This window comes from Rhodococcoides fascians NBRC 12155 = LMG 3623, assembly GCF_001894785.1.
Lineage (GTDB): Bacteria > Actinomycetota > Actinomycetes > Mycobacteriales > Mycobacteriaceae > Rhodococcoides > Rhodococcoides fascians.
Genome location: NZ_BCWW01000007.1, coordinates 347950 through 371673 on the forward strand (window position 1 = coordinate 347950; position 23724 = coordinate 371673).

Annotated in this window: 23 protein-coding genes; 8 read left to right on the top strand and 15 right to left on the bottom strand. The window is 64.7% G+C overall.

What is annotated here, in order from left to right; genetic code table 11:
• Nucleotides 1-4: 4 nt before the first annotated feature.
• On the bottom strand, nt 5-1909 hold the full coding sequence (gene uraD, locus RFA01S_RS16835; protein WP_032408088.1) for a 2-oxo-4-hydroxy-4-carboxy-5-ureidoimidazoline decarboxylase: 1905 nt from the start codon (nt 1907-1909) through the stop codon (nt 5-7).
• Between the two features lie 177 nt (nt 1910-2086).
• On the opposite strand from uraD, the gene RFA01S_RS16840 reads away from it, so the two are divergent.
• Nucleotides 2087-2620, top strand: a complete 534-nt coding sequence (locus tag RFA01S_RS16840) for a nucleotidyltransferase family protein (RefSeq protein WP_032366653.1) — start codon at nt 2087-2089, stop codon at nt 2618-2620.
• Here the strand turns inward: RFA01S_RS16840 and RFA01S_RS16845 are convergent, their stop codons facing one another.
• Nucleotides 2621-3124 (bottom strand): alpha/beta fold hydrolase, encoded by a 504-nt coding sequence (locus RFA01S_RS16845; RefSeq protein ID WP_032408089.1) that lies wholly within the window; start codon nt 3122-3124, stop codon nt 2621-2623.
• Between the two features lie 168 nt (nt 3125-3292).
• Here RFA01S_RS16845 and RFA01S_RS16850 point away from each other — a divergent pair, with 168 nt between their 5' ends.
• From RFA01S_RS16850 to RFA01S_RS16865, 4 genes are all read left to right on the top strand, one after another.
• A complete protein-coding gene (locus RFA01S_RS16850) occupies nt 3293-3694 on the top strand; it encodes a VOC family protein (protein WP_032366651.1) in 402 nt (133 codons plus the stop codon).
• 5 nt (nt 3695-3699) lie between these two features.
• Nucleotides 3700-4341, top strand: coding sequence for a class I SAM-dependent methyltransferase (locus RFA01S_RS16855; protein WP_238325162.1), 642 nt, complete (start codon nt 3700-3702; stop codon nt 4339-4341).
• Nucleotides 4342-4368: 27 nt separating this feature from the next.
• Nucleotides 4369-5196 (top strand): ATP-grasp domain-containing protein, encoded by an 828-nt coding sequence (locus tag RFA01S_RS16860; protein ID WP_032408091.1) that lies wholly within the window; start codon nt 4369-4371, stop codon nt 5194-5196.
• A gap of 66 nt (nt 5197-5262) precedes the next feature.
• The gene (locus RFA01S_RS16865; RefSeq protein ID WP_371829105.1) at nt 5263-5781 is read left to right on the top strand and encodes a P-loop NTPase family protein; all 519 of its coding nucleotides are present in this window, start codon (nt 5263-5265) and stop codon (nt 5779-5781) included.
• Between the two features lie 10 nt (nt 5782-5791).
• Here the strand turns inward: RFA01S_RS16865 and RFA01S_RS16870 are convergent, their stop codons facing one another.
• The 9 genes from RFA01S_RS16870 to RFA01S_RS16910 form a co-directional block, all read right to left on the bottom strand.
• A complete protein-coding gene (locus tag RFA01S_RS16870; RefSeq protein WP_032408093.1) occupies nt 5792-6478 on the bottom strand; it encodes a haloacid dehalogenase type II in 687 nt (228 codons plus the stop codon).
• Complete coding sequence (locus RFA01S_RS16875) at nt 6475-6891, bottom strand: DUF1707 SHOCT-like domain-containing protein (RefSeq protein ID WP_032408094.1); 417 nt, start codon at nt 6889-6891, stop codon at nt 6475-6477. Before RFA01S_RS16875 ends, RFA01S_RS16870 begins: the two co-directional genes overlap by 4 nt.
• Nucleotides 6892-6974: 83 nt before the next feature.
• The gene (locus tag RFA01S_RS16880; RefSeq protein ID WP_072692120.1) at nt 6975-8768 is read right to left on the bottom strand and encodes an acetyl/propionyl/methylcrotonyl-CoA carboxylase subunit alpha; all 1794 of its coding nucleotides are present in this window, start codon (nt 8766-8768) and stop codon (nt 6975-6977) included.
• A gap of 127 nt (nt 8769-8895) precedes the next feature.
• Nucleotides 8896-10365: a condensation domain-containing protein gene (locus RFA01S_RS16885; protein ID WP_032408095.1), complete on the bottom strand. Its 1470-nt coding sequence runs from the start codon at nt 10363-10365 to the stop codon at nt 8896-8898.
• Between the two features lie 134 nt (nt 10366-10499).
• A complete protein-coding gene (locus RFA01S_RS16890) occupies nt 10500-10913 on the bottom strand; it encodes a SufE family protein (protein ID WP_027496472.1) in 414 nt (137 codons plus the stop codon).
• On the bottom strand, nt 10910-11779 hold the full coding sequence (locus RFA01S_RS16895; protein ID WP_205913258.1) for a sulfurtransferase: 870 nt from the start codon (nt 11777-11779) through the stop codon (nt 10910-10912). Before RFA01S_RS16895 ends, RFA01S_RS16890 begins: the two co-directional genes overlap by 4 nt.
• A 157-nt stretch (nt 11780-11936) precedes the next feature.
• Nucleotides 11937-13310 (bottom strand): condensation domain-containing protein, encoded by a 1374-nt coding sequence (locus RFA01S_RS16900; protein WP_032408096.1) that lies wholly within the window; start codon nt 13308-13310, stop codon nt 11937-11939.
• A complete protein-coding gene (locus tag RFA01S_RS16905; protein WP_032408097.1) occupies nt 13288-14742 on the bottom strand; it encodes a condensation domain-containing protein in 1455 nt (484 codons plus the stop codon). The genes RFA01S_RS16900 and RFA01S_RS16905 overlap by 23 nt, the downstream gene beginning before the upstream one ends.
• 118 nt (nt 14743-14860) lie before the next feature.
• Nucleotides 14861-16309, bottom strand: coding sequence for a condensation domain-containing protein (locus RFA01S_RS16910; protein ID WP_032408098.1), 1449 nt, complete (start codon nt 16307-16309; stop codon nt 14861-14863).
• A gap of 550 nt (nt 16310-16859) precedes the next feature.
• Here RFA01S_RS16910 and RFA01S_RS16915 point away from each other — a divergent pair.
• A complete protein-coding gene (locus RFA01S_RS16915) occupies nt 16860-18206 on the top strand; it encodes a hypothetical protein (protein WP_139278460.1) in 1347 nt (448 codons plus the stop codon).
• A gap of 5 nt (nt 18207-18211) precedes the next feature.
• Here the strand turns inward: RFA01S_RS16915 and RFA01S_RS16920 are convergent, their stop codons facing one another.
• Nucleotides 18212-19489 carry a glycosyltransferase gene (locus RFA01S_RS16920; protein WP_032408100.1) on the bottom strand — a complete coding sequence of 426 codons (1278 nt, stop codon included), beginning with the start codon at nt 19487-19489 and terminating at the stop codon, nt 18212-18214.
• A gap of 142 nt (nt 19490-19631) precedes the next feature.
• On the opposite strand from RFA01S_RS16920, the gene RFA01S_RS16925 reads away from it, so the two are divergent.
• Nucleotides 19632-21005 carry a hypothetical protein gene (locus RFA01S_RS16925; RefSeq protein WP_032408189.1) on the top strand — a complete coding sequence of 458 codons (1374 nt, stop codon included), beginning with the start codon at nt 19632-19634 and terminating at the stop codon, nt 21003-21005.
• 115 nt (nt 21006-21120) lie between these two features.
• Nucleotides 21121-21564, top strand: a complete 444-nt coding sequence (locus RFA01S_RS16930) for a flavodoxin domain-containing protein (protein WP_027496480.1) — start codon at nt 21121-21123, stop codon at nt 21562-21564.
• A 15-nt stretch (nt 21565-21579) separates the two neighbouring features.
• Here the strand turns inward: RFA01S_RS16930 and RFA01S_RS16935 are convergent, their stop codons facing one another.
• From RFA01S_RS16935 to RFA01S_RS16945, 3 genes are all read right to left on the bottom strand, one after another.
• The gene (locus tag RFA01S_RS16935; RefSeq protein WP_032408190.1) at nt 21580-22248 is read right to left on the bottom strand and encodes a Maf family protein; all 669 of its coding nucleotides are present in this window, start codon (nt 22246-22248) and stop codon (nt 21580-21582) included.
• An 11-nt stretch (nt 22249-22259) separates the two neighbouring features.
• A complete protein-coding gene (locus RFA01S_RS16940) occupies nt 22260-22529 on the bottom strand; it encodes an acyl-CoA carboxylase epsilon subunit (protein ID WP_238325163.1) in 270 nt (89 codons plus the stop codon).
• 47 nt (nt 22530-22576) lie between these two features.
• The coding region (locus RFA01S_RS16945) for an acyl-CoA carboxylase subunit beta (protein WP_072692125.1) at nt 22577-23724 on the bottom strand (1148 nt) is incomplete at its 5' end.

Sequence of the window (23724 nt, forward strand, 5' to 3'; positions counted from 1 at the left end):
CTCGCTATCTGAAGTCGTTGATCCGGCCGAACCGCGCGGCCGCTATGGGGTTGGCGTCCGCAACCAGATCGTCGAACCGATAGTTCGCGATCTTGGCGATTTCGATCATCGCGAAAGATCGCTCCGCCGACGGCGCATTCTCCACCCGCGACCATCCGTTGGCCAGAACTCGATCGTACCGTTCGGTCTCTCGGGCGCAGATCACCAACGGGAATCCGAAGTGTCGCCGATACTCGGCGGCGAGCTGAACGATGTTCTCGTGTTCGTCCTCCTCGAGGTTGGACAGTCCGACGTGATCGGCAGCGTTGAGGGTGCCCATCGCATCCTCGCTGCCGAGGTCGGGGTAGCTGTTGATCAGCTCGATCTGTTCCTCGGTGGTACCGGCCAACAGTGCTTCCTGGAATGCCTCACGTAGACCGTGGGCGTCGGCGAACGGGCGCTGCTGATACGCACGCTCGACGACCCACGGGGTGCCCTGCACCAGACCGCCGAACGTGGCGGCGAACTCCTCGGCCGACATCTCGTTGACCCGGTCGAGGGTGATACCTGCACCCGGACCGCCGGCCACGGCCTGACCACGATTTCCGATGTGGAAGAACAGGATGTTGAGGACGATGGCAGAGACGGCGCCCAGGACGATTCCGCTGCCGAACAGCATCTCGAGCCAATCCGGTACGCCCTGCGAAACGGTGGGTTGGATGGTGACGAGCATCGCCAGTCCGAGACTGGTGGCGACGATGATCAAGTTGCGATGGTCGGTGAAGTCCACCTTCGACAGCGTCTGGATTCCGACGACGGCGACCGTCGCGAACAGGGCCAGTGCGGCGCCGCCCAGTACCGGTGGCGGGATGGAGGCGACGACGGCCGCCGTCTTCGGCAGCAGACCGAGCAGAATCATGATGCCGCCCGCGCTGGCGACCACCCACCGACTACGCACACCGGTCAGTCGGACCAGGCCGACGTTCTCCGAGAATGCCGTGTACGGGAACGAGTTGAACGTGCCGCCGATGACGGTGGCGACTCCATCGGCCCGCAGCGTGGCAGCGATGTCGTCCTTCTTGATGCGCTTGCCGACGATCTCACCCGTCGCATACACACTGCCGGTGGTTTCGACCGCGATGATGAGCATGACGACGATCATCGAAATGATGGCGACGACACTGAATTTGGGCACACCGAACAGGAAGGGCTGGGTGAATCCGACCCACGATGCTTCCGCGGTGCCGTCGAAGTTCATGTCCCCCAACACGAATGCGACGGCACTGCCGATGACCAGACCGAGCAAGACGGCGATGGTGGCCATGAAGCCCTTGAAGAACCGTTGGATCAGCACGATGATCAGCAGAGTGCCGATCGCATACGCCATCCATCGACCGTTGGTCGGATCCTGTTCGTGTGTCGCAGGATTGGTCACCGCATCGTTGACCGCTACCGGCAGCAACGCGACGCCGATGATCGTGATGACAGTTCCGGTCACCACCGGTGGGAAGAAGCGCAGCAGCCTGCTGAAGTACGGTGCCATGAAGAACGTGACCAGACCGGCGACGATGACGGCACCGTAGACGTACAGCAACCCCTCGGTGCCACCGCCGTTGGCCATTGCGATCGCGATCACCGGCGACACACCGGCAAACGTGACGCCCTGCAGAAGTGGGAGCCGGACACCGATCTTCCAGAACCCGACCGACTGAATGATCGACGCGATACCGCAGGTGAACAGGTCCGCGTTGATGAGATGGATCAGCTGTTCGTTGGTCAGCCCGATTGCACTGCCGATGATGATCGGTACGAGAACGGCACCGGCGTAGAACGCGACCACGTGTTGAAACCCGTACGCGGCCAATTTGGGAACAGGAAGCACTTCGTCGACGGGATGGACGCGCTTGCGTGTGATGGGCTTGACGGACATCGGTGGGCACCTCGCGGACGCAACAGGGTGGATTCCTGCGACGCTGCAGGAGAAGTGCACCAAGAATCGGTCATTGCGACCGCTGCCGCCATTCGAGCGAGCACAAAGTTTCCGCCGCGCTCGAGGCGCGTGTTGTGCGATCATCCAAGACTCGGCAGAACGACTGAAGGAGCGACGATGTCCGACGCTGTCGTGGGAGTGGTCCTGGCCGCAGGTGCCGGAACGCGATACGGATCGCCCAAAGTGCTCGCTCACGACGGGTTGTGGCTTCGCACGGCCGTGCAGGCACTGACCGATGGTGGTTGTGACCAGGTGATCGTTGTGCTGGGCGCGGCCGACGTCACCGTGCCCGATGGCGCGACCGCAGTACACGCTCCCCATTGGGAGCAGGGAATGAGCGCATCCTTCACCGCCGGGCTCGAAGCAGCATCGGATGCGGCGTACGCAGTGCTGCACGTGGTCGACACCCCGGATGTCGGGTCCGACGTGGTGCGGGCAGTCCTCGACGCCGCGCACGAGACCGGTCTCGCCCGCGCCGTGTTCGATGGCCGTCCGGGTCACCCGGTAGTTCTGGCGCGTCGACACCTCGAGGAGGCCGCGGCATCGGCGTCGGGAGACTCGGGGGCGCGGGAGTTCTTGCGGGGGAGGGACGACGTGATCGCCGTCGAATGTTCGCAGTGGGCAACGGGAATCGACCACGACTACCGGTAGCTACCGAATGTCGGCAACGATCGTCTCGGTCACGCCGTCGAACTGGTGACCACCGGTCAGCAATTCGATCACTGTCGCCGACGGCAGAGCCTTCGAGTTCATTGCCAGATGCGACACAGGGACGACCTCGTCGTCTCGGCAGTGCAGCAACGTCAGGTCGGTCCGCGGTTCGCCGGTGAGCGCGTACTGCGCCACGTCCCAGCCCTGCGGACTCCAGTCCGGCATGGCCAGCAGCGTGGCTCGCTCCGGATGGGCGCGCATCGCTTCGGCCAGGACCCGAACCACGATCGTGGCTCCGAAAGAATGCGCGACAACGCGGTCCGCAGGTCCTGCGTCGTCGAGCAGCTTCCGAACCGGCACAGCCCAGGCCTCGTAACCCATATCGCTGTCGGACAGTTCCGGCATGACGAGGTCCAGGCGCAGCGCCTCAGCCAACCCCTGCGCCAGCTCGGTGTCGTCGACGAAGCCGCCGGCACCGTGAACGAACAGAAGTCGGCCGACCATGCTGAGATCCTCTCCTCGACAATGCTGTCGTAGAAGGAGACCGAATCGCGGCCGTGAATTCACCGGTTGACTCGGATTCGGGGGCCGTGCGAGCATCGACGGCAGCGTCGCGTGTCGATGACGGACTGCGTCAGGCATGGAGGCGTCGTACTGCCCAGGAGGCAGCGCATGTCCGTTTCGTTCGATCACACCATCATTGCTGCGAAGAACAGTGCTGCGTCGGCGGCGTTCTTTCGCGAACTGTTCGACCTGCCGGAGGCACCCTCGTGGGGCCCGTTCGTCAACGTACAACTCACCGACGGGACGTTGATTCAGTTCGCCGAACCACCGGTGGATGATATTCAATTCCAGCACTACGCATTCAGAGTCACCGACGACCTCTTCGACGCCGCCTACACACGGCTCGTCGGTATGGGCGTCGAACACTGGGCCGATCCACGGATGACTCGGCCCGGGGTAATCAACACCGATCATGGCGGTCGAGGGGTGTACTTTCGCGACCCCACCGGCCACTTCTTCGAGATGCTGACGCGCTCGTACCTGGCCGAACCGGGCGAGTCTGTACCGTGACGGTTGTGGCCGAACAGCAGCACGTTTCGATGACGAGGGCGGCATACGACACCGTCGCAGAAAGCTACGCGGACCTGGTTCGCGACGAGCTGGACGGCAAGCATCTGGAACAGGCGCTGCTGGCCACATTCGCCGAGCGTGTCGACGCTGGGGTCGTAGTCGACGTGGGATGCGGATCGGGGCGCATCGCGGGCCATCTACGACGCCTGGGTCTGGCCATGACCGGAATCGATCTGTCGCCCAGCATGATCGACGTTGCGCGTCGTGAATTTCCGGACGTGCGTTTCGTCGTCGGCGCGATGCAGTCGCTCGACATGGGCGACTGCACCGTCTCGGGAATCGTCGGCTGGTATTCGATCATCCACACCCCGCCGGCCCAGCTGCCGCAGGTGTTCGCCGAACTGCATCGGGTGCTGCGTCCGGATGGACTGCTGCTGTTGGCATTTCAATCCGGGGACGAGCGGGTGCGACTGGAACAGGTGTACGGACACTCGGTCTCGTACGACGCCTATCGACTGGACCCCGACGCTATTGCACAGATGGTGGTCGACGCCGACTTCGAACTGGACATCCGCGTGCATCGAGCTCCGATGGGATACGAGTCGACATCGCAGGCATTTCTGTTGGCCCGCAAGCGAACATCGTGACGTCTCGAGACCGGTAGGATCTGCCCGATGTGTGCACCCCGTCCACGCGTCCTGTTCGTGACCGACTTGGCCTATGTGTCGAGGGGCCGACGCTACTGCGACGAAGACATCTTCTTGTCTTCGCAGCTTCGCGAGTGGGTCGATATCGCGCTGTGTCACCCGCTCGATGCGCTGGCACTGATGGACGGATTCGATGCTGTCGTTATCCGGAACTCCGGGCCTGTGCTGGGATACCAGGAAGCGTTCGACGCGTTTGCTCGCCATGCGCGCGAGAACGGCACGAAGGTTTTCACCCAGCTGACCGGCAAAGGCGACCAAAGAGGCAAGCAGTACCTGGTCGATCTTTTCGCAGATGGTTTTCCGGTCATACCTACCGTCGACGATCCGCGGGGCGTCTCCCGCTTACCCGAGGTGAATACCTATGTGGTGAAACCGAAATGGGGTGCCGACTCGATCGGCATGCGACAGATAGGACGCGCCGAACTGTCGGAAGTCGAGCCGGGCACATTGATTCAGCCGCGGATCGATTTTGTCTACGAAGTGTCGTTCTACTTCATCGGCCGCACAGTGCAATACGCCCTGTACGCTCCGGACCCCGGCCGACGTTGGGAGTTGGAGCCGTACTCGAGTACTGCTCAGGACAAAGAGTTCGCGCAACGTTTCGTCGACTGGAACGACATCGACCACGGAATCACGCGAGTGGACGCATGCCGCACCGTCGACGGAACGCTGCTGTTGGTCGAGCTCGAAGACCTGAACCCGTACCTCTCACTCGACCGGCTGCCCGAAACGGCGCGTCGACACTTCGTGAAGAACATGGCGGACGCGATCGTAGCGCTCTGTGCCCAACCGTAGCGGGCGAAAAAAGTCGTGATTCTCGGACCGAACGACGCGTTATCGCGTCGCCCCTCGCGAATCGTGGTGGCAGGAACATCAGGTTCCGGTAAGACCACGTTGTCGGCTCGTCTCGGATCGGTTCTGGGAATCGAACACATCGAGATCGACGCACTGTTTCACGGTGAGAATTGGACGCCCCGTGCCACGTTCGAGCAGGACGTGGACGAGTTCATCACCCGCCCATCCTGGGTCACCGAGTGGCAGTACAGCGTGGTGCGGGATCGACTCGCCGATCGGGCCGACCTCTGCCTGTGGCTCGATCTGCCTCGTCGAACGGTGATGCGGCAGATCGTCTTCCGCACGCTCCGTCGTCGGGTCGGTCGAACAGTGCTGTGGAACGGCAACTTCGAGCCACCGCTGCATCGCATATTTTTCGATCGCGAGCACGTCATCCGGTGGGCCTGGAACACGCATCGGATGACGGCCGCGCGCGTTCAGCGACTGAACATGCGCCGACCGGACCTGACGATCGTGCGATTCCGATCGCACGCTGAAGTGAACAGGTGGCTGGCCGATCGACTGGTTCCGGCGGCGAGGATCTGAACTGCGTCTGTCAGCAGTTGAGTCGGTCGGCAAGGGACTCGATCGAGTCTGCGCTGTAGGTCCACTCGGCTTCGGGAGCAAGGTCGGACGTCTGCGTCGGGCCGTGTTCCAGCGGGCGGGCGACGAATGCGGTGGCGAAGCCACACTCGGCTGCGGCGGCGAGGTCGCTGTTGTGGGCGGCAACCATCATGCACTCGTCGGGACGCAGCCCGAGGATGTCCGCGGTACGCAGGTAGGTATCGGGCATGGGCTTGTACGCCTGCACCGGTTCTGCGCCGAGGATGGCGTCCCAGGGAAGGCCGGCATTCTTGGCCATGTCCAGCAGCAGAGAGATGTTGCCGTTCGAGAGCGGTGCTACGACGAACTCGGTGCGCAGCCGCGTGAGCCCGGGAACGGAATCGGGCCACGGCTCCAGTCGATGCCACGCGAGATTGAGGTCGGCCGTGGCGTCCGTATCGAGGTCGATCTCGAATTCGGAGAGCACCGTTCGCAGGGACTCGAGGTGCAGTACGTCCAACCGAGTGAAGGGCCGTTCACCGGACCGCACCTGTTCCATGGCCGGTTGATAGAGGCTCCGCCACCGATCGGCAAACCGATAGCTGTCGACTCCCGGCCCGCAGATGTCGGTGACCTCGCGGGCGATGCTCGTGCGCCAATCGACGACGGTGCCGAAGACGTCGAACAACAGCGCTTTCAACGCTTCTTCTTCTTTTTCTTCTTGTCGGCCGGATATCCTACCGCAGACAGGATGGCTCCGGCCAGCGGAATGAGAAGGAAGAAAAGCCACTTCTGGTCGAAATCGGTGAGAAAGAACAGAGCAAGTGATCCGAAGATGACGATCGGCATCACCACTGCAGCCCAATCGATTCCGCGGTCCTTCACGGCCGGTGCGTCGGCGTCGGATCGTGCGACCGACGCAGTGCCGGACGCGGTGGGGAGGTCGACGAATACCGATTCGAGCTGTCCACGCGTCGTCGCGGAAGCGATTGTGGCACTGCGCTCGTCGAATTCGGGAACCGTCAGGCGGCCCTCGCTGAAGTGCTGCCCCAGGACATCGAGGGCCTTCTCCCGATCAGCGGTACCGATACGTATTTCCGGAAGCTCGGACATTGCTACAGGGTAGCGCTATCCGCGCCGCCGTTCGATGCCGAAAGTCGCCCGGGGGTCGATCCGTTCGGCATCGAACGTCGGTGTCACTTGATTTCTGCGAGGACGGTGCCTTGGGTGATGGCGTCGCCTGCGGTGACGCTCAGGCCGGTGATGGTGCCTGCTTTGTGGGCGGTGACGGGGTTTTCCATTTTCATCGCTTCCAGGACAGCGACGAGGTCCCCGGCGGCGACTTCCTGGCCTTCGTCGACGGCGACTTTGACCACGGTGCCCTGCATCGGTGCGGTCACCGAGTCACCGGAGGCTGCGCCGGCTCCGGCACCGCCACGGGTGCGGGCCTTGGGCTTGCGCCGTACCGCACCGGCATTTCCGCCGCTGCCACCGCCGAGGGTGAGCTCGCCCGGGAGGGAGACCTCGACGCGTCGGCCCCCGACCTCGACGATGACGGACTGCCGGGGCAGGGCCTCGTCGTCGTCGATCGGTTGCCCGGCGGTGAACGGGGGAACCTGGTTGTCCCATTCGGTTTCGATCCACCGGGTGTGGACGGAGAAGGAGTCGCCGTCGCCGATGAACGCGGGATCGGAGACCACCGCCGCGTGGAACGGGATCACCGTCGCCAACCCGTCGACGGTGAATTCGGCCAACGCCCGGCGGGAGCGGGCGAGGGCTTCTTCGCGGGTGGCTCCGGTGACGATGAGTTTGGCGAGCATCGAATCGAACTGGCCGCCGATCACGCTGCCGGATTCGACACCGGAATCGACGCGGACACCCGGTCCGGAGGGGGCGGTGAAGGTGGTGACCGGTCCGGGGGCGGGCAGGAACCCACGCCCGGCGTCTTCGCCGTTGATCCGGAACTCGAACGAATGCCCCCGCGGTTCGGGGTCTTCGGTGATGGTCAGTTCTTCGCCGTTGGCGATGCGGAACTGCTGCAGCACCAGGTCGATGCCGGAGGTTTCCTCGGTGACGGGGTGCTCGACCTGCAGGCGGGTGTTGACCTCCAGGAAGCTGACGAGGCCGTCTTGGCCGACGAGGTATTCGACGGTCCCGGCGCCGTAGTAGCCGGCTTCGAGGCAGATGGCTTTGGCGCTGGAGTGGATTTCTTTGCGTTGGGCGTCGGTGAGGAACGGGGCGGGGGCTTCTTCGACGAGTTTCTGGAAGCGGCGTTGCAGGGAGCAGTCGCGGGTGCCGGCGACGATGACGTTGCCGTGTTGGTCGGCGATGACCTGGGCTTCGACGTGGCGTGGTTTGTCGAGGTAGCGTTCGACGAAGCATTCCCCGCGCCCGAATGCTGCGACGGCTTCGCGGGTGGCGGAGTCGAACAGTTCGGGGATTTCCTCGCGGGTGCGGGCGACTTTCATGCCGCGTCCGCCGCCACCGAAGGCGGCTTTGATGGCGATGGGGAGGCCGTGTTCGTCGACGAACGCAAGGATTTCGTTCGCGTCTTTGACCGGTTCGGAGGTGCCGGGGACGGAGGGGGCTTTGGCGCGGGCGGCGATGTGGCGGGCGGTGACCTTGTCGCCGAGATCGCGGATGGACTGCGGGGACGGTCCGATCCAGATCAGACCTGCATCGATCACGGCTTGGGCGAAGTCGGCGTTCTCGGAGAGGAATCCGTAGCCGGGGTGGATGGCGTCGGCTCCGGATTTGGCGGCGGCGTCCAAGATTTTGTCGATGACCAGGTACGACTCCGCGGAGGTTTGTCCGCCGAGTGCGAATGCTTCGTCGGCCAGGCGGACGAACGGTGCGTCGGCGTCGGGTTCGGCGTACACAGCGACACTGGCCAGCCCGGCATCAGCGGCCGCCCGGATCACCCGAACCGCGATCTCACCACGATTGGCAACAAGAACCTTGGTGATCTGAGCACTGGCATGGCTGGGCACTGAGCCTCCTACAGATGTGTTTTTCGCATCCATCGTCACGAACGTCACGTCGGAGTCTAAGCACCGACTCGGTCGTCGCTGCAATCGGTCCAGGCCGCTGCGGCGCGTCCAGGGCGACAGGATGGGACTACTGGCTGGTAGCGATCCGCCCGGTATCGGAGTGCCCGGGATCGGGATGCTGGGACGTTGCGGCAGAGAAGGAGGCGGTACCGGTGTCGGCCACCTCGGTCAGCAGGGCGCGAAAGGTGCCTATGTATTCGTGTACCCGGGCAGTTGCGAGCTCGGTGTTGGGATAGCGAGCCGCGATGTTGATTCCCTGAGGTGTGCGGTTGATCCAGATGTACACGTCGTGTTGGTACTGCTTGCTGCGCAGCGCACGCGCGTTCCAATCGGGCCAGTGCTCTGCTGCCGGCGCGAACCGCACATCCATGAACGAGACGACGAAACGTGGCCTGGCCGAGTAGCCGAGGGTGGTGAACACCCGATCGAGCGGAACCCGCGCAATCGGTTTGGTCTTCTTCACCTCGGCCGATGCTGCGGCCACGACCGAGCCGAACGACTCCGCGCCGGCGATGTCGAACGAGATGGGACACAGTCCGACGAACCACCCCAGTGCCGACGCCCATTGCGGCTCGTCCCGGGTGTGTACCGGGGTGACGGTCCGAAATTGGGTGCCCCCGCCCAGCTCGGCACCGGTGATGGCCAGGACCCCCAGTAATCCGGCGAACAGACTGTTCCCGGTCTTTCGGCACGCGACCGAGAACGAATCGGCTTGATCGGGGTCGAGCACCCAAGCAGAGAGCCCGCCCTGAGGTACGTCGTCCGGGCTGGGATCACCGATGTCGAGCGGGAAGTCGGGCAGCTGGCCTTCCCCGTCGATCAGCAGATCGCGCCAGATCGCGACGGCCTCGTGCGAATGTTCCAACTCGGCGTTTCGCTCGCGTTCGGAGGACCCGAAGTCGAGATAGCTGCCGGCCTCGAACAGGGCGGCCGGTGCCCCGCCCAGCTCCTCGCCGTACAGGGCCGCGATCTCGTGGGCGACCAGGACAGTGGACAAGCCGTCGATGATCGAGTGATCTGCTGCGAAGAAGACGGTGATCGGCCGCGTCTCGTCCAGTGGTTCGAGAGTGACGAACGCGTAGGCGGGCCAGATCAGGGGCGAGGTGAACTCGTCGAAGAGATACTGAAGATGCTCGAAGACTTCACTCGATTGCGCACACCGTTCCTGCTCGACCTGCCAGATGTCTACGGCTCCCTGCGCGGCGGTCACCCGGGTCATCTCACCGGTGGCCTCGTCGATCGATGCGCTCGACCGCATGGCTTCGTGTCTGTCGATCCAGTTCAGCACCGCCCGCCGGAAAGCGTGCTTGTCCAGGGGACCGGCAATCTCGAACGCCGCGCCGAGCCACGACTCGCGTCCGCGGCGAGGGCTGCTCAGGCTGGTACGCAGGTGCGCCTCGTGGACGTAGGACGTCGGGCGAGGGTCGGGCTGCCACCCGGCGGCTTCGGGAGTGTGGGCGTGTGGGCCGACACTGGGAATCCATTCGGTGAGCGTGCCCGCGGGAACCGCGTAGTCCGCCAACTCGGTGAACTCCATATCGGCAGCAACCAGCCTTCGTCAGACGCATTCGGGGGATTGTTCGGACAGCGGGCGACGATGCCCACTACCGAAGTCTACCGACGGCGGCGTGTATCGATCAAGACGAAGGCCGGGCGCTGCCGACCACGAGGTCAGCGCAGGTGCCTCTTGATACGTGCGAGCATCGCCGACATCCCTCGGAGACGCAGGGGGCTCACCGCATCGCTCAATCCGAGAGCCGAGTAGAAATCGTCCGGAACGTCGAGGATTTCCTGCGCGCTGAGACCGTCGAGCCCCTGCGCCAGGATCGAGGCGAACCCGCGAGTCGTCGGAGCCTCCGGCGGCGCGCTGAAGTACAGCTCGATCCGGGCGGGATCGGATGCATCGACCGACAGGAACAACGGCGACTGACATTCGGGGACCGGCTCCATCGCATCCTGGGCCAGGTGATCCGGCAACGGGGGTAGTTCCCGGCTGAATTCGAGCAGGAGCTGCAGTTTGTCCTGGCCCTCGACTGCGGCGAAATCCTCGACGATCTCGGCCAACGATTCTGGAAGGGAACTCATCGAGCGGCCGGTGCCGATCCGGGCTCCTCGCCCCTGGCGATCGGAACGCGCACAGCATTGCCCCACTCGGTCCACGAGCCGTCGTAGTTGCGGACGGACTCGTACCCGAGCAGATGCGTCAGCACGAACCAGGTATGGCTCGACCGCTCGCCGATGCGGCAGTACGCGATGACCTCGTCGGTTGCCGAGGTCTCGGAGTAGATCTCGTCCAGTTCTGCGCGTGAGCGGAATCGCCCGTCCGGTGCTGCTGCCTTGGCCCACGGGATGCTGACGGCAGTGGGGATGTGGCCGCCGCGCAGCGCACCTTCCTCCGGGTAGTCGGGCATGTGGGTGCGTTCGCCGGTGTACTCCGCGGGGGAGCGTACGTCGATCAGAGGCACGGAGCCGAGAGCTCCGAGCACGTCCGAGGCGAATGCGCGGATCGGTGCATCGTTCCGCTCGACGACGGGGTAGTCGGTCGCCGGAAACTCGGGGACATCGAGTGTGGTGTCGCGGTTCTCGGACAACCAGGCATCACGTCCGCCGTCGAGCAGCCGCACGTCCTGGTGTCCGAACAGGGTGAACACCCACAGTGCGTAGGCGGCCCACCAGTTGCTCTTGTCGCCGTACACGACGATTGTGTCGTCACGCGAAATACCCTTGCGGCTCATCAGTTTCGAGAACTGTTCGCCGTCGATGTAGTCGCGCGTGACCGGGTCGTTCAGGTCGAGGTGCCAGTCGATCTTGACCGCGCCGGGAATGTGGCCGACGTCGTAGAGCAACACGTCCTCGTCGGATTCGACGACGCGGAGCCCGGGCGTACCGAGATGAGCGGACAGCCATTCGGTGGATACGAGACGATCCGGATGCGCGTAGTCGGCGAACATTGCGTTGGAATCGGTTGGTACAGGCACGTATCGGCTCCTACGGAAGATATTCGGCTGGCGGCCCGCTCGGGGGTGAACGGTCTCCGTCGACAATCCTATGCCGTACCGCCACCGAGTGGCGGGAGCCGCAGGCACAGAGCGCTGCGTCGGTACTGTCTCAGCGTGTCAGGGCCGTTGTGGCGGCCTGGTCGGTCGCCTCGGCCAGCAGCGCGACCAGCGCGCCGCTGAACGCAGTCATGACCGAGTGCGCGAGGACGGTGTCGGGAAAACGTGCCCGCAGAGCCAGACCCGAGGCTGTCCGCGACACCCAGAACTGCGCGTCGTCGGACACCGTCGCGTTGCTGACGTGGTGTGCGTTGGATTCTTCGAGTCGGCGGTGGCCCTCGATTCTGGTGTAGTCGATGTACGACACCATGAACACGTCGTTTCGCGAGAGGGTGAACGTGTCTCCGAGGGATGCCAACACCTGGGGGATGGGCACCGTGCTCAGCGGTAGCGCAGCACGAAACTCCCGTTGGGCCGCGGCGATCGTGTCGACGAGCACGTCGCCGACGTCCACGGTCATCGGGGCGTTGGTGGTGAACCAGCCCAGTGCCCGCCGGAACCGATCCTCGTGACGGGTGTGCAATGGGAACAGGAACGGTATCTGCCGCGGTCCGCCGATGGCGGCGCAGGCCTGACCGATCGCAGCCACGACCCCGGCGAACATCCCGCCGCCCGACCGAGTGCACAGGCGCTCGAACTCGGCAGTGCGGTCGGCATCGAGGATCGGCGCGACAAGGGTTGCCTGCGTGGCAGTCTCACCGTCCGCAAGTCCCAGGTCGAACGGAAAACTCGGCGTCGTACCACCGCACCGTACAAGGAATTCCGACCACCGCACCATGCGCTCGTCATGGCGATCCGCTGCCGGCTCGGTTGCTTCGATTCGGCAGTAGTCGACGAATCCTCCCACCGGACTCAGCTCGATGTTCGGACTCGACGGGCAGCGCCGGTACGCGTCGTACCAGGCGCGAACCTCGTCCACGGTCACTGCGATCGACAGCGCGTCGACGTTCGAGTGGTCGAATGCGCAGACCACCGTCGACACGTCCGGCCGGTCGATCGCGACACACGTGTACGACGGGAACCGTCGTGCGTCGCAACGTAACTCGAGTATTCGGCGGAGATGCTCACGTAGCTCGGTCGGGCAATCGAATTCGGTCCGGTTCGACGCCGCGATCTCGACCGAACCGGGGCGATGGAGCATCCTGTCCAGGCCGTCGGTCGCCTGGACGAACGAGCTGCGCAGAGTGTCGTGTCGGTCGATCAGTCGAGTGAACGCCCACGCGAGAGCGTCGGCATCGATGCGGCCGGGCACATCGAACGTGCCCGCGATCCATACTCGCCGAGCCTCGCCCAGATCGCCCAGATGAAACCGTTGATTGAACGACGGTGGAATCGGGGACCGTTGTGCATCCCCGGTGACGTCGGCGGTGAATTCGACGACGACACCGGCCGCGGGATGGTACTCAGTGATCGAGGTGACCCGCACCGACCCGCTCCTGAACCGAACCGGGCGTCAGGACGTAATCGCCTGTGCGCGCTATCTTTTCCAGTACCGATGCCAGGTGTGCGTGGTACCGCTCGACCGATTCGGCAGCGACGGCCGTGTCGGGGGTCTGCGCCACCAGATACAGATGCTCACCGTCGCGGTTGATCCACATCGACGCGTTGGAGGTCGCGCCCTCGCCGGTGAAATGCTTGGCACGAGTGTCCGCATCTCGCCCGACGCCGGGGAACCAGCGAAAGTCGATGTACGAGAGCATGTTCGGGCTCACAGCGAGTTCGCTTCCGAGCGTGCCGTCTGCGGCGAGAGCGCCGAGTACCGCATGGACCGGTGCTTCGGCGATCTGCTTGGCCCGCTCGAAACCCTCGTGCGCCGGGCCGGCGACGTCGGAGAAGCGCTCGTGACCGGCGATGTCGAACGCGACCGGCGCGAAGTTGACGAACCAACCCTGGGATTGTCCGTAGTCACCGTGGTGGCGAGTGCTCAGCACCGTGATTCCGAAGTACTCCGCGTTCCCCGCGATCTCGAAGTCGGTGATGCCGACGGCAGCGAAGATTCCACTGCTCATCCGTGCGCCGGCGGCCTTGCACGCGGCATCGAACGCTGCCGTCAGTTCTCGGTCCAACAGGTGGCGTTCGACGATGCGGACCGGGGCGCGTTCGCCGGGGGCAAGCCCCAGATCGAGGGGGAACCGAGGCATACGGCCCTCGTGCCTGGTGAAGATGTCACGCCACGCGGCGATCTCGGGGGAGTCTGCACCGAACGTCGCGGCGCGAGCGCGCTCGTCGGCGGCGTACTCGAGGTGACTTCCCGCCGAAGCCGGTTGCGGAACATCCGCCCCGATCTCGATCGCGTACAGATCGGCCAGTTCGCTGATGACCAGAGCCTGTGAACCACCATCGGTGAACGCGTGATCGGCACCGTAGTACAACGTGAAGCTGCCTGGCCTCGATACCACTCCGACGACGAACCCCGGCCAGATGTCGGCGGTGGCCTCGGTCGAGAAGCGCTGCCGCACATAGTGTTGGAACTGCTCGTCGTCGGATGTCTCACCTGCGTCGACGGTATCGAAACGAGCAACTTCCTGGCCGCCGAGGTGTCGAACCACGTCGGTGCCGTCCACCTCGAACCAGCACCGCAGACCCTCGTGCCGCAGCACGTACGCAGTCAGCGCACGGCTCATCGCCTCGGTGTCGATGTCGCCGTCGATCTCGGTGGCCACCCCGGTGTACGCCGTGTGCACGTCACCACGTGCGCGCGCTGCCCACGCTGCCTTCAGGTGGTCTTCCTGAAGAAACGACGGTGGAGTCGAATCGATCGGTGCCGCAGCGGCGCTCGCCTGTGCCGCCGCGGTGGGATGCCACTCGAGCAGTCGGCCGGGCGCGGGGTTCCAGCGGCCCATTGCGGTGATGATCATGTTCGCTTCACTCTTCCGGTCGGGGCGCAGTGGACGGAACGTACCGGCTGCCTACGCCGCCGTCTCCGTCCACTGCGCATCCACTTCTCCTGCGTGCACGCCTATTCTGCGTCCACGCTCATTCTGCGGCGACGACGACCGACGGCGGGGCCGCCGCGAGCACCGTATCGCTACCGCCGTCGGAGTCGATGACCGCCGTCAGAACCGCGACGAACTCGGTGATGAACCGATGGACGTTGGTCGACGCGACATCCGAACTGGGGAAGCGGGCCGAGATGTTGAGCCCTTCGAGCGTGCGATTGACCCAGAAGTAGACCTCGTCGTCGGCGTGGCAGTTGCTCCTGAGCGCCCGCCCCTTGCGCCCCTGCCACTGGGCGGCGTCGGGCAGGAACCGCAGGTCGATGTACGAGACCACGAACCGGGGAATTTCGGTGGAGTCGAGGATCTTGGCGATCTTCGAGTACGGCATACGGGCCAGGCCCTTGTTCGCAGCGCCCGCGGTGGCCGCGGCCTCGAGTGCCTCGACGAAGGTGCAGGCGTTGTCGAGCTGGATCTCCATCGGAAGAATTCCGACGTACCACCCCACCGACGCGGCCCACTTCTGCTCGTCGCGGGTGTGCATCGGCATCACCGTGCGCAGAGATCGACTGCCGGACAGGCGAGCATTCGTCAATGCGAGCGCCGCAAGAATTCCGGCCTGCATGTTGTATCCGGCAGCGCGGCACGCCGCATTGAAGCCGTCCGACTGTTCGGAGGTCAGAAGCCACGACGAGATGCTGCTCTGGGGCGCAGGGCCGGTGTCGGCGCGGGGCCGGTCGCCCGCCAACGGAAGCGGGAAAGCAGGGAAGCGGCCGTCCTCGACAGCGAGGAAGTCCTGCCACGTTCGCACGGCACCGTGATCCGCCGTCAGGGTGTCGCCGAGTGCCCGTTCGGACTGACTGAAGTCGACGTAACTACCCACCTCGGGCAATTCCGGGTCGATGCCGTCGAGGGCATGCGCGTACAGCCGGTCGATCTCGTTGATCGCATAGATCTGGCTGTATGCGTCCATGACCGAATGATCGGCCGCGAAGGCGAGCAGGAACGATTCCTCGGGTCCACCGGCGAGAGTGCGGGACGCGTCGTCGGGTTCGATGGTGGCGAGAACGAAATGCGGCCATGCCGTCGGAGACACGGTGTCGCCGAACCACGACTGCAGATGGCCGAACACCTGAGTTTCCGATCGCGAATCCGCGTGTGGGCGATCTGTCACCTGCACGGCGTCGACCGGTGCGGTGAAGCGCTGCCACGAACCGGACTGCTCGTCACGACGAACCTTGGTTCGGAACGCCTCGTGCCGACCCATGTACGCGGCGATGGTGCGGCGTACGGCCTCGACGTCGTAGCGACGATGGATCTCGAATACCGTGCCGATCCAGGAGCCCGGGGCGCTGCGCTCGCAATGGTCCTCGTGCGTGAACGACAGCCCGCGGGGATCGAGAGCCCACTGATCGTCGCCGACGCGGGGAACCCACTCGGTCAAGCGTCCGGCGGGAAGTGGATAGTCGGCGAGTTCGGTGTATTCCATGGTGTCCTCTTCCGTTCCGGGCTCGGCCAGCGGTATTCGGCAGTAGTGGTGTCTATCGGCATTCGATTACGGTCGAGTGGTGGATGTAACGGCGGAAGTCGTCGGTCCGGCTCGCTTTTATCGGGTGCACTCGCAATGCTTTCGACATTGAAAGAACAACTATTCGACGGACCGTGAAGTCGCAGTCCGGTCGACGTGAGTACGGCACTCACAATAGGGCGAAAGCGAAACTATTTCGCGACGCGTAAAAGTAATTCTTGTCACTGTCGAGGGGGTTGACCGACGGGTGGAACATCGGTCGGAAAACTGATTCTCGCACACGTCGGCATTGTGATTCCAGCGTAACCGCACGTCAGGGCCCGATGATTCGAGAGAGCCGATCCGGGTGACGGGCTCGGAACCCAAACCTCGGGCCGGACCGGCACCCCGAGACCGGAGTCACATTCGCGCGTCCGCTCGGTGGAATGGCACTTATTGCAAACATTGAATGAATCGACCGACGAGAAACAGCACCACCTTCCCGTTTCTTTCGATGTAGTAGGTTCGGCGCGTGACTCGAATTGGATTTGCCGATCACCTTTTCTTGCGAATGCACCACGGCATCGGATTTCCCGTCTACAACCAGTTCCTGTGGTGGTTCGATGACGTCGTGCAGCGAGAAGACCTGGAAAGACTGCGTGACAACCTGTCCGACGGTCTGCTTACACGCAGGGTGGTGGCATCGGCAATTCCGACGGCCCGAGATCGGTGGGTGCCGTCGGCCGCCTCTCATTCACTGGATTTTCATCCAGAATTCACAGACCCCTCGATGGTGCGGCAATGGGCGGACGGCCGGATCGATCCCGATATCGACCCCGAGACCGGATTGGGTTGGCAACTCGCGGCGACGAGACTGAGCGACGGCGGCATGGTGCTGTCGTTGGTCGCCTCGCACATGGTCGCCGACGGCGGCGCCTTGATCGCTGCATTCCGTGCGGCGAACTCCGACTCCGTCGCGTCCCGTGTCTCCTCCGCCCCGGGCGGCCTCGAGGCCCTCGCTTCCGACTTCGGTGACGCCGTCGAGCAAATTCGGTCCGCGGGTGGATGGCTGGTGAACGCGGCGGTGCAGGCTCTGCCTCTGTCCGGACGCTCCGAGCCTGCCGGTGCCACCCAGTCGAGGCCGAAACCACACCGGGCAGCACCCGAGCGAGCGGCTGCGGCGGACTGGACATCCCCGCACGTGGTTGCCGAGGTGGACGCCGATGCATGGCGATCGACCGCGGAACGCTGGGGAGGAACATCCAATTCGCTGTTCGTGGCGGTCCTGACTGCTGCGTCCGGACTCGCCGGCCGTGCTTCGGTGGGAGACACGGTGCAGTGGTCCCTGCCCGTCAGTGATCGCGGCGACGCATCCGACACACGGTCCAACGCCACCAAGATCGTCAAGATCGACGTGCCGATCGCCGACCCGACCGATCTGGACCTCCGCCCGATCCGCGCCGCCAGTAAATCGGCCTTCACGGCTTTCGCCGCTGCTCAGGCCGCCGGTGCCGCTCCGGGCGGCCTGTCCCAGGCACTGGTTCAAATGCTGCCCGACGCGGTGGTCGCACGAGTGCCGCAGCCCCGCGACGGTGCCGAAGGGCTGGCGTCGAACCTCGGTTCTCTTCCCGACGACTTCACGACGGTGGCGGGGATCGCTGCCCGGGCGGTGTCCGGTCGAGCGACGTTCGCCGGAGCCGACGCCGACTTCGCTCGTTCGCTCGACGGCGGTCTGACCGCATGGTCGAGCGAGACCGGCACCAGTGTGACCGTGACCGTCCACGCCATGGACCCCGACCGATGCCCGGACGAGCACATACTGCGTGAACACCTGACCGAGGCGCTTCGGAGATGGGGACTCTCAGCACGCTTCTGGTGAGCGGGTCAGCGGTCGCGCGCTGCTGCTTCGGTGATGTCGGCGGCAGCGGCCGTCGCCGTTCGAGCAGGCGTCATCGTATCGGCAAGCGCTCGCGCGGCCAGCCGGGCGTCTTCGGTCATGAGATCGGAAATGCCCTGCTGGAGAACGGATTCGGTCAACGTCGAGAACTTCGTGCTCGACCCGGCTCCTACGCGCCGCAGCGCCGATCCCCAGAACGGTTGGTCGGCGCTGAACCAGCACACCAGGGTCGGCAGCCCGGCTCGTGCCGAGGCTGCAGTCGTCCCTGCGCCGCCGTGATGAACCGCGGCCAGACAGCGCGGAAAGACCGTCGCGTGATCGACCGATTTCACGACGAAGACGTTCGGGTTCGATCGATGGACGGCTGAATCGGACTCCAGCAGATCGCTCCAGCCCGCGCAGACCAGGGCGCGCACGCCCAATCGATCGGTGACGTTGTCGATCATGCGCATCAGTGCAGCCGGTTCGGGCACCGGCATGCTGCCGAAGCCGAAATACACTGGCGCAGTTCCTGCGTCGAGCCATCGGCGCAACGCGGGATCCGTCTCGGTGACTCCGTCGACCAGGCCGATGAAGCCGACGAACGGGCGTAGCGGGCCCCACTGTCGGGCAAGCCCGGGGAACAGCGCCGATTCGTAGGCCTGAATCTCGATACCGCCGTAGCGCGCCGACCTCACGGGCGTCGACTCCGTGGTGGGAGGCAAACCCAGTGATGCCCTCTGCGCGTTGTCGCGCTTCTTCATCGACTTCCAGCGCAGTGCCTCGAGGGCCACCCACATCGACCGATTGACGACGGCAGGTAGGTTCACGCCCGGTGTGATCGACACTGCATCGTTGCGCCTGAGGGGGCAGTAGTGCAGGGACACGAACGCTGTGCCGTGCGCTTCGGCCACGTTCAGAGCCATCTCCTGACCGAGCGAGCCGGTGACGATTCCGTCGCACCCCGCCGCCATTCGGTTCAGCTCGGACGTCATGTCGTCCCAGCCGTGATGAGCCAGCTCGGACAGCGCAGCAAAGCGGGTCCGCGGGTTTCGAGACTTGATACGCACTCTGACCAGATCGGACTCCAACAGCTGCTGCGTGTCGGGCCCGAACGGTTGAACCTCGATACGTTCGGAGGATGCCGTGGCAGCCGACACGACATCGGTGAGATTGGGTGGGGCACCGAACAGCACGTCGTGCCCGCGATCTGCGAGTTCGAGCCCGAGAGCGATACCGGGGGTCACGTCGCCTCGGCTTCCGTTGAACGGCATCACGAACTTCACAGGCGCACTCGCAGACGTGTCGGCGTGGGGAAGAGCCCCAACCTATCAGCACCGGCCGAACCGAGCCGATACGAAAACATATGGCGGGAAACACATTTGCGGCCGTTCCACCTACGTGGGCGGGCAGGGATAGTCTCTCGTGGTGGAGAGATTGACGTACGACGACGACCTGTTCCTGCGCATGGAGTGCGTACTCGGAGTGCCGGTGGTCAATCAGATCGTGTGGCGGTTCGACTCGGACGTCCCGCTCGACGCACTCGAATCCATGTGGCAGTTGCTTGCTACCGGCCCGTTGGATCGCTCCGTACGACGCTCGGCGGTGCCCGGTGCGCGGGACGGCTGGATCACGGCGCGCACGCACGCCGACCCGGTCGTCATCGGACACGCGATCGCCCGGGACGGCATCGATCTGTGGATCGAGAACGAGGCAGCGGTGACGCTGGACCCCATCGACGGACCTGCGTGGCGTTTGTCGGCGACCTCGGTCGACGGCGGCGGCATGGTGGTCTCTCTCGTCGGATCGCACGTGGTCGGTGACGGCGGTGCCCTGACCTCTGCGGCGGCGGCAGCTCTCGCCGGTCGGGCGACTCCGGACGACTTCGTTCGCGGCGGGCTCGACCACGTTCCCCCGCGGTCGTCGGTACGTGCCGACATCGCGGACGGCGTCGGACAGATCGGTGCGGCATTGTCCGGGGTGGCGCGAGCGCTCGGACGTACGGCAGTGGACGCGGTACGTTCGCGAACCTCGTCCGACGAGGTAGCAGCGGGCTCCACGGCACCCGGCCCGACGCCGAGCCGTGCTCGGGCCGTCACCGCGGCGCGAGAAGGCAAGTGGGTACCGAGCACGGTGGTCGTCGACTGCGCATCGGGGGACTGGGCCGCGGCCGCAGCGAGCAGGGGCGGGAGCTCGAACAGTCTCCTTGTCGCGGTCGTGCTCGGCATTCTCACCGCGAGTGGACGCGTCGGTCCGCAGGACCGGGTACGGGTGGCCCTTCCTGTCAGCACCCGAACACCCGGAGACAGTCGCGCCAACGCGACGTCCGGGGTGTCCATTCACGTCGACGGGGGACAGGGCTACCGCGACGATCTGACGGCCATCCGCGCATCGAGCAAGCAGGCGTTCACCGACCAGGCCGACAGTACGATGACATCGGTGTTCGAGCTGCTCAAACCACTGATGCAGGTGTTGCCCGACGTCGTCGTCGCCAAGCTGGCGGCATCGGGCTCTGCACCGCTGTGCCTGTGCTCGAACCTCGGCGATCGGGGCACGCGACTGCGCACCATCGGAGGCGTCAACGCCGCGGCAGTGGCGATGCGGTCGATCACCCAGAACACCGATGTGGCGTTGCTCCGTCGCACCGCCGGCGGGGTCAGTGCCTGGTGGAACGACTCGGGTGACCGCGCGACGCTGTGCGTCACCGGTCTCGACCCGGACGCGTTCCCCAGCAAGGAGCACCTGCGTGGGCTGGTCGAGGCCGAGTACACGAACTGGGGCCTGACTGCCGAATTCTGGTGACCTCGAGACAAATCACAACATCGGGCGTACGCGGATTTTCGGCGGGATCCCCGGTACGGCTATGCTTTTGCGACTGTTCGAGTGTTCGAGCGCATGTGAGAAAGGGGAGCGATCCATGGCAGTGGTCGTGTTGTTCGGGTCCGAGACCGGTACGGCCGAGGAGGTCGCCGACAAGATCGCGGACGTGCTCGGTGATCACGATGCCGAGGTGCGAGACATGCTCGAGTACGAGGTCTCCGACATCGACACGGACGACTTCCACGTCGTCATCTGCTCCACCTACGGTGACGGAGAGCTCCCCACCGGCGCGGAGCCGTTCTACGAGGCACTCGTCGAGGATGCCCCCGACCTCGCAGGACTGCAGTTCGCAGTCTTCGGTCTGGGAGACAAGGTATACGAGGACACCTTCAACCGCGGCGGCGAGATCATCGCCGAAAAGCTCACCGAGCTCGGTGCGAAGCAGGTCGGCACCCACGCTCGGCACGACAGCTCGTCTAACATCAAGCCCAAGGCAATGGCCGAGGACTGGGCTCGCGAGCTGATCGATCTGTTGCCCTGAGGTAGGTCTCGCCGGTCAGATCCCGATCGGGTCGTCCGGCGAGCCGTCCCAGAGGGCGGCAAGCGACGTACCCACCCGCTCGAGAAGAGTACGAACCAGCGGCAAGCCGATGCCGATCACCGACGAGGGATCACCCTCGATGCTGTCGACGAACCAGCCGCCGAGACCGTCGAGCGTGAATGCTCCCGCTACCTGCAGCGGTTCGCCGGACGCCAGATACGCGTCGAGATCGACTGCAGACGGGGTTGCGAAACGAATCGTCGTCGAGCTGTGCGCTGCAGCCTGCGCCACCACGACTCCGGCGGTGACTCGCAGAACGGCATGACCGGTCAACAGCGCCCCGGTCGACCCGGCCATGGTCCGCCAACGCTCACGGGCCACCTCGACGGTGTGCGGTTTACCGTGCAGCTCACCGGCAATCGACAGCATCGAATCACACCCGACGATCACCAGATCCGCCGAAGAATCCGAGAACGTCTCGGCGACTGCGGCGGCCTTGGCCCGCGCGAGTTCGGTGACCACGGTGGCGGCGGACGCGGACGGCCCCAGTTCGGCCGTCACCGCGTCCTCGTCGACTCCCGACACCCGGACGATCGGCTCCACGCCGGCATTACGAAGAACTCCGAGGCGAGCAGGTGACGCCGACGCCAGAACGAGTCGTACCGAATCGGCCCGGGTCGTCACGGGCGGCACCGTCACCGCGAGTATCGGCCCGACGCGGCGTACGAATACGCCGACTGCGCCGCGAAGCCGCGGTGCATCGACGACGGTGCACCCCACAATTCCCGGGGCCGAGAATCCGCGCTCGATGCCGAATCGTTCTGCGCCGCAGTCAACACCGCCACCAGAGCCGCCACGTCCTCGTCGTCCGGATTGCCCTTGACGACCCTGATTGCCGCGGACATGCCCGAGGTGGCATCGGCCTGACCGTCGTTCACGTCGTCATGCTTCGCTTCATCGCTCACTGCGTCATGATTCGCTTCGCTCACTGCGTCATGATTCGCTTCGCCGCTCATAGTGGGATGTTTCCGTGTTTCTTCGGGGGCAGGGTCACTTGTTTGCGTTCGAGCAGCCGTAGCGCGGTCACGATCTGTCCGCGGGTGTGACTGGGCGGGATGACCGCATCGAGATATCCACGTTCGGCAGCGACGTACGGGTTGACCAACGTGTCCTCGTACTGCTGCTGCAACGTCAGCCGCAACGCATCGACGTCCTCACCGTTCTTCGCCGCCTCGAGCAACTGCTTGCGGTAGACGAACCCGACCGCACCCGAGGCCCCCATCACCGCGATCTGCGCCGTCGGCCACGCCAAATTCACATCGGCACCCATGTGCTTGGAGCCCATCACGTCGTACGCCCCGCCATAGGCCTTACGGGTGATGACGGTGATCTTCCCGACCGTCGCCTCCCCGTAGGCATACAACAACTTCGCCCCACGCCGGATGATGCCGTTGTATTCCTGCCCCGTCCCGGGCAGGAACCCCGGCACATCGACCAACGTGATGATCGGAACGTTGAAACAATCACAGGTGCGGACGAACCGGGCTGCTTTCTCCGAGGCATCGATATCCAACGTGCCGGCGAACTGGGTGGGCTGATTGGCCACGATCCCCACCGACCGGCCGTCGATCCGCCCGAACCCGACGATGATGTTGCGGGCCCGACCCTCCTGGACTTCGAGGAATTCGTCGTCGTCGAGGATCCGGCGGATCACCTCGTGCATGTCGTACGGAGTGTTCGGCGAATCCGGAATCAACGTGTCGAGCTCGAGATCCTCCGCCGTCAGACTGTCCTCGATGGATCCGACGATCGGATCCGACGCGGCCGTCCGCGGGGCATCGGCCCGATTGTTCGACGGGAGGTAGGACAGGAGGTCGCGGACGTAGTCGAGGGCGTCCTGCTCCCCGGAGGCGACGTAATGCGCGACCCCGGACTTCTCCATGTGGGTGTGCGCGCCACCGAGCTCTTCCATCGTCACGTTCTCCCCGGTGACGGTCTTGATGACGTCGGGGCCGGTGACGAACATCTGACTGGTGCCATCGACCATGACCACGAAGTCGGTCAGGGCGGGTGAGTAGACGTGCCCGCCGGCGGCGGGGCCCATGATCACCGAGATCTGTGGGATCACCCCGGATGCGCGGACGTTGCGGTGGAAGATTT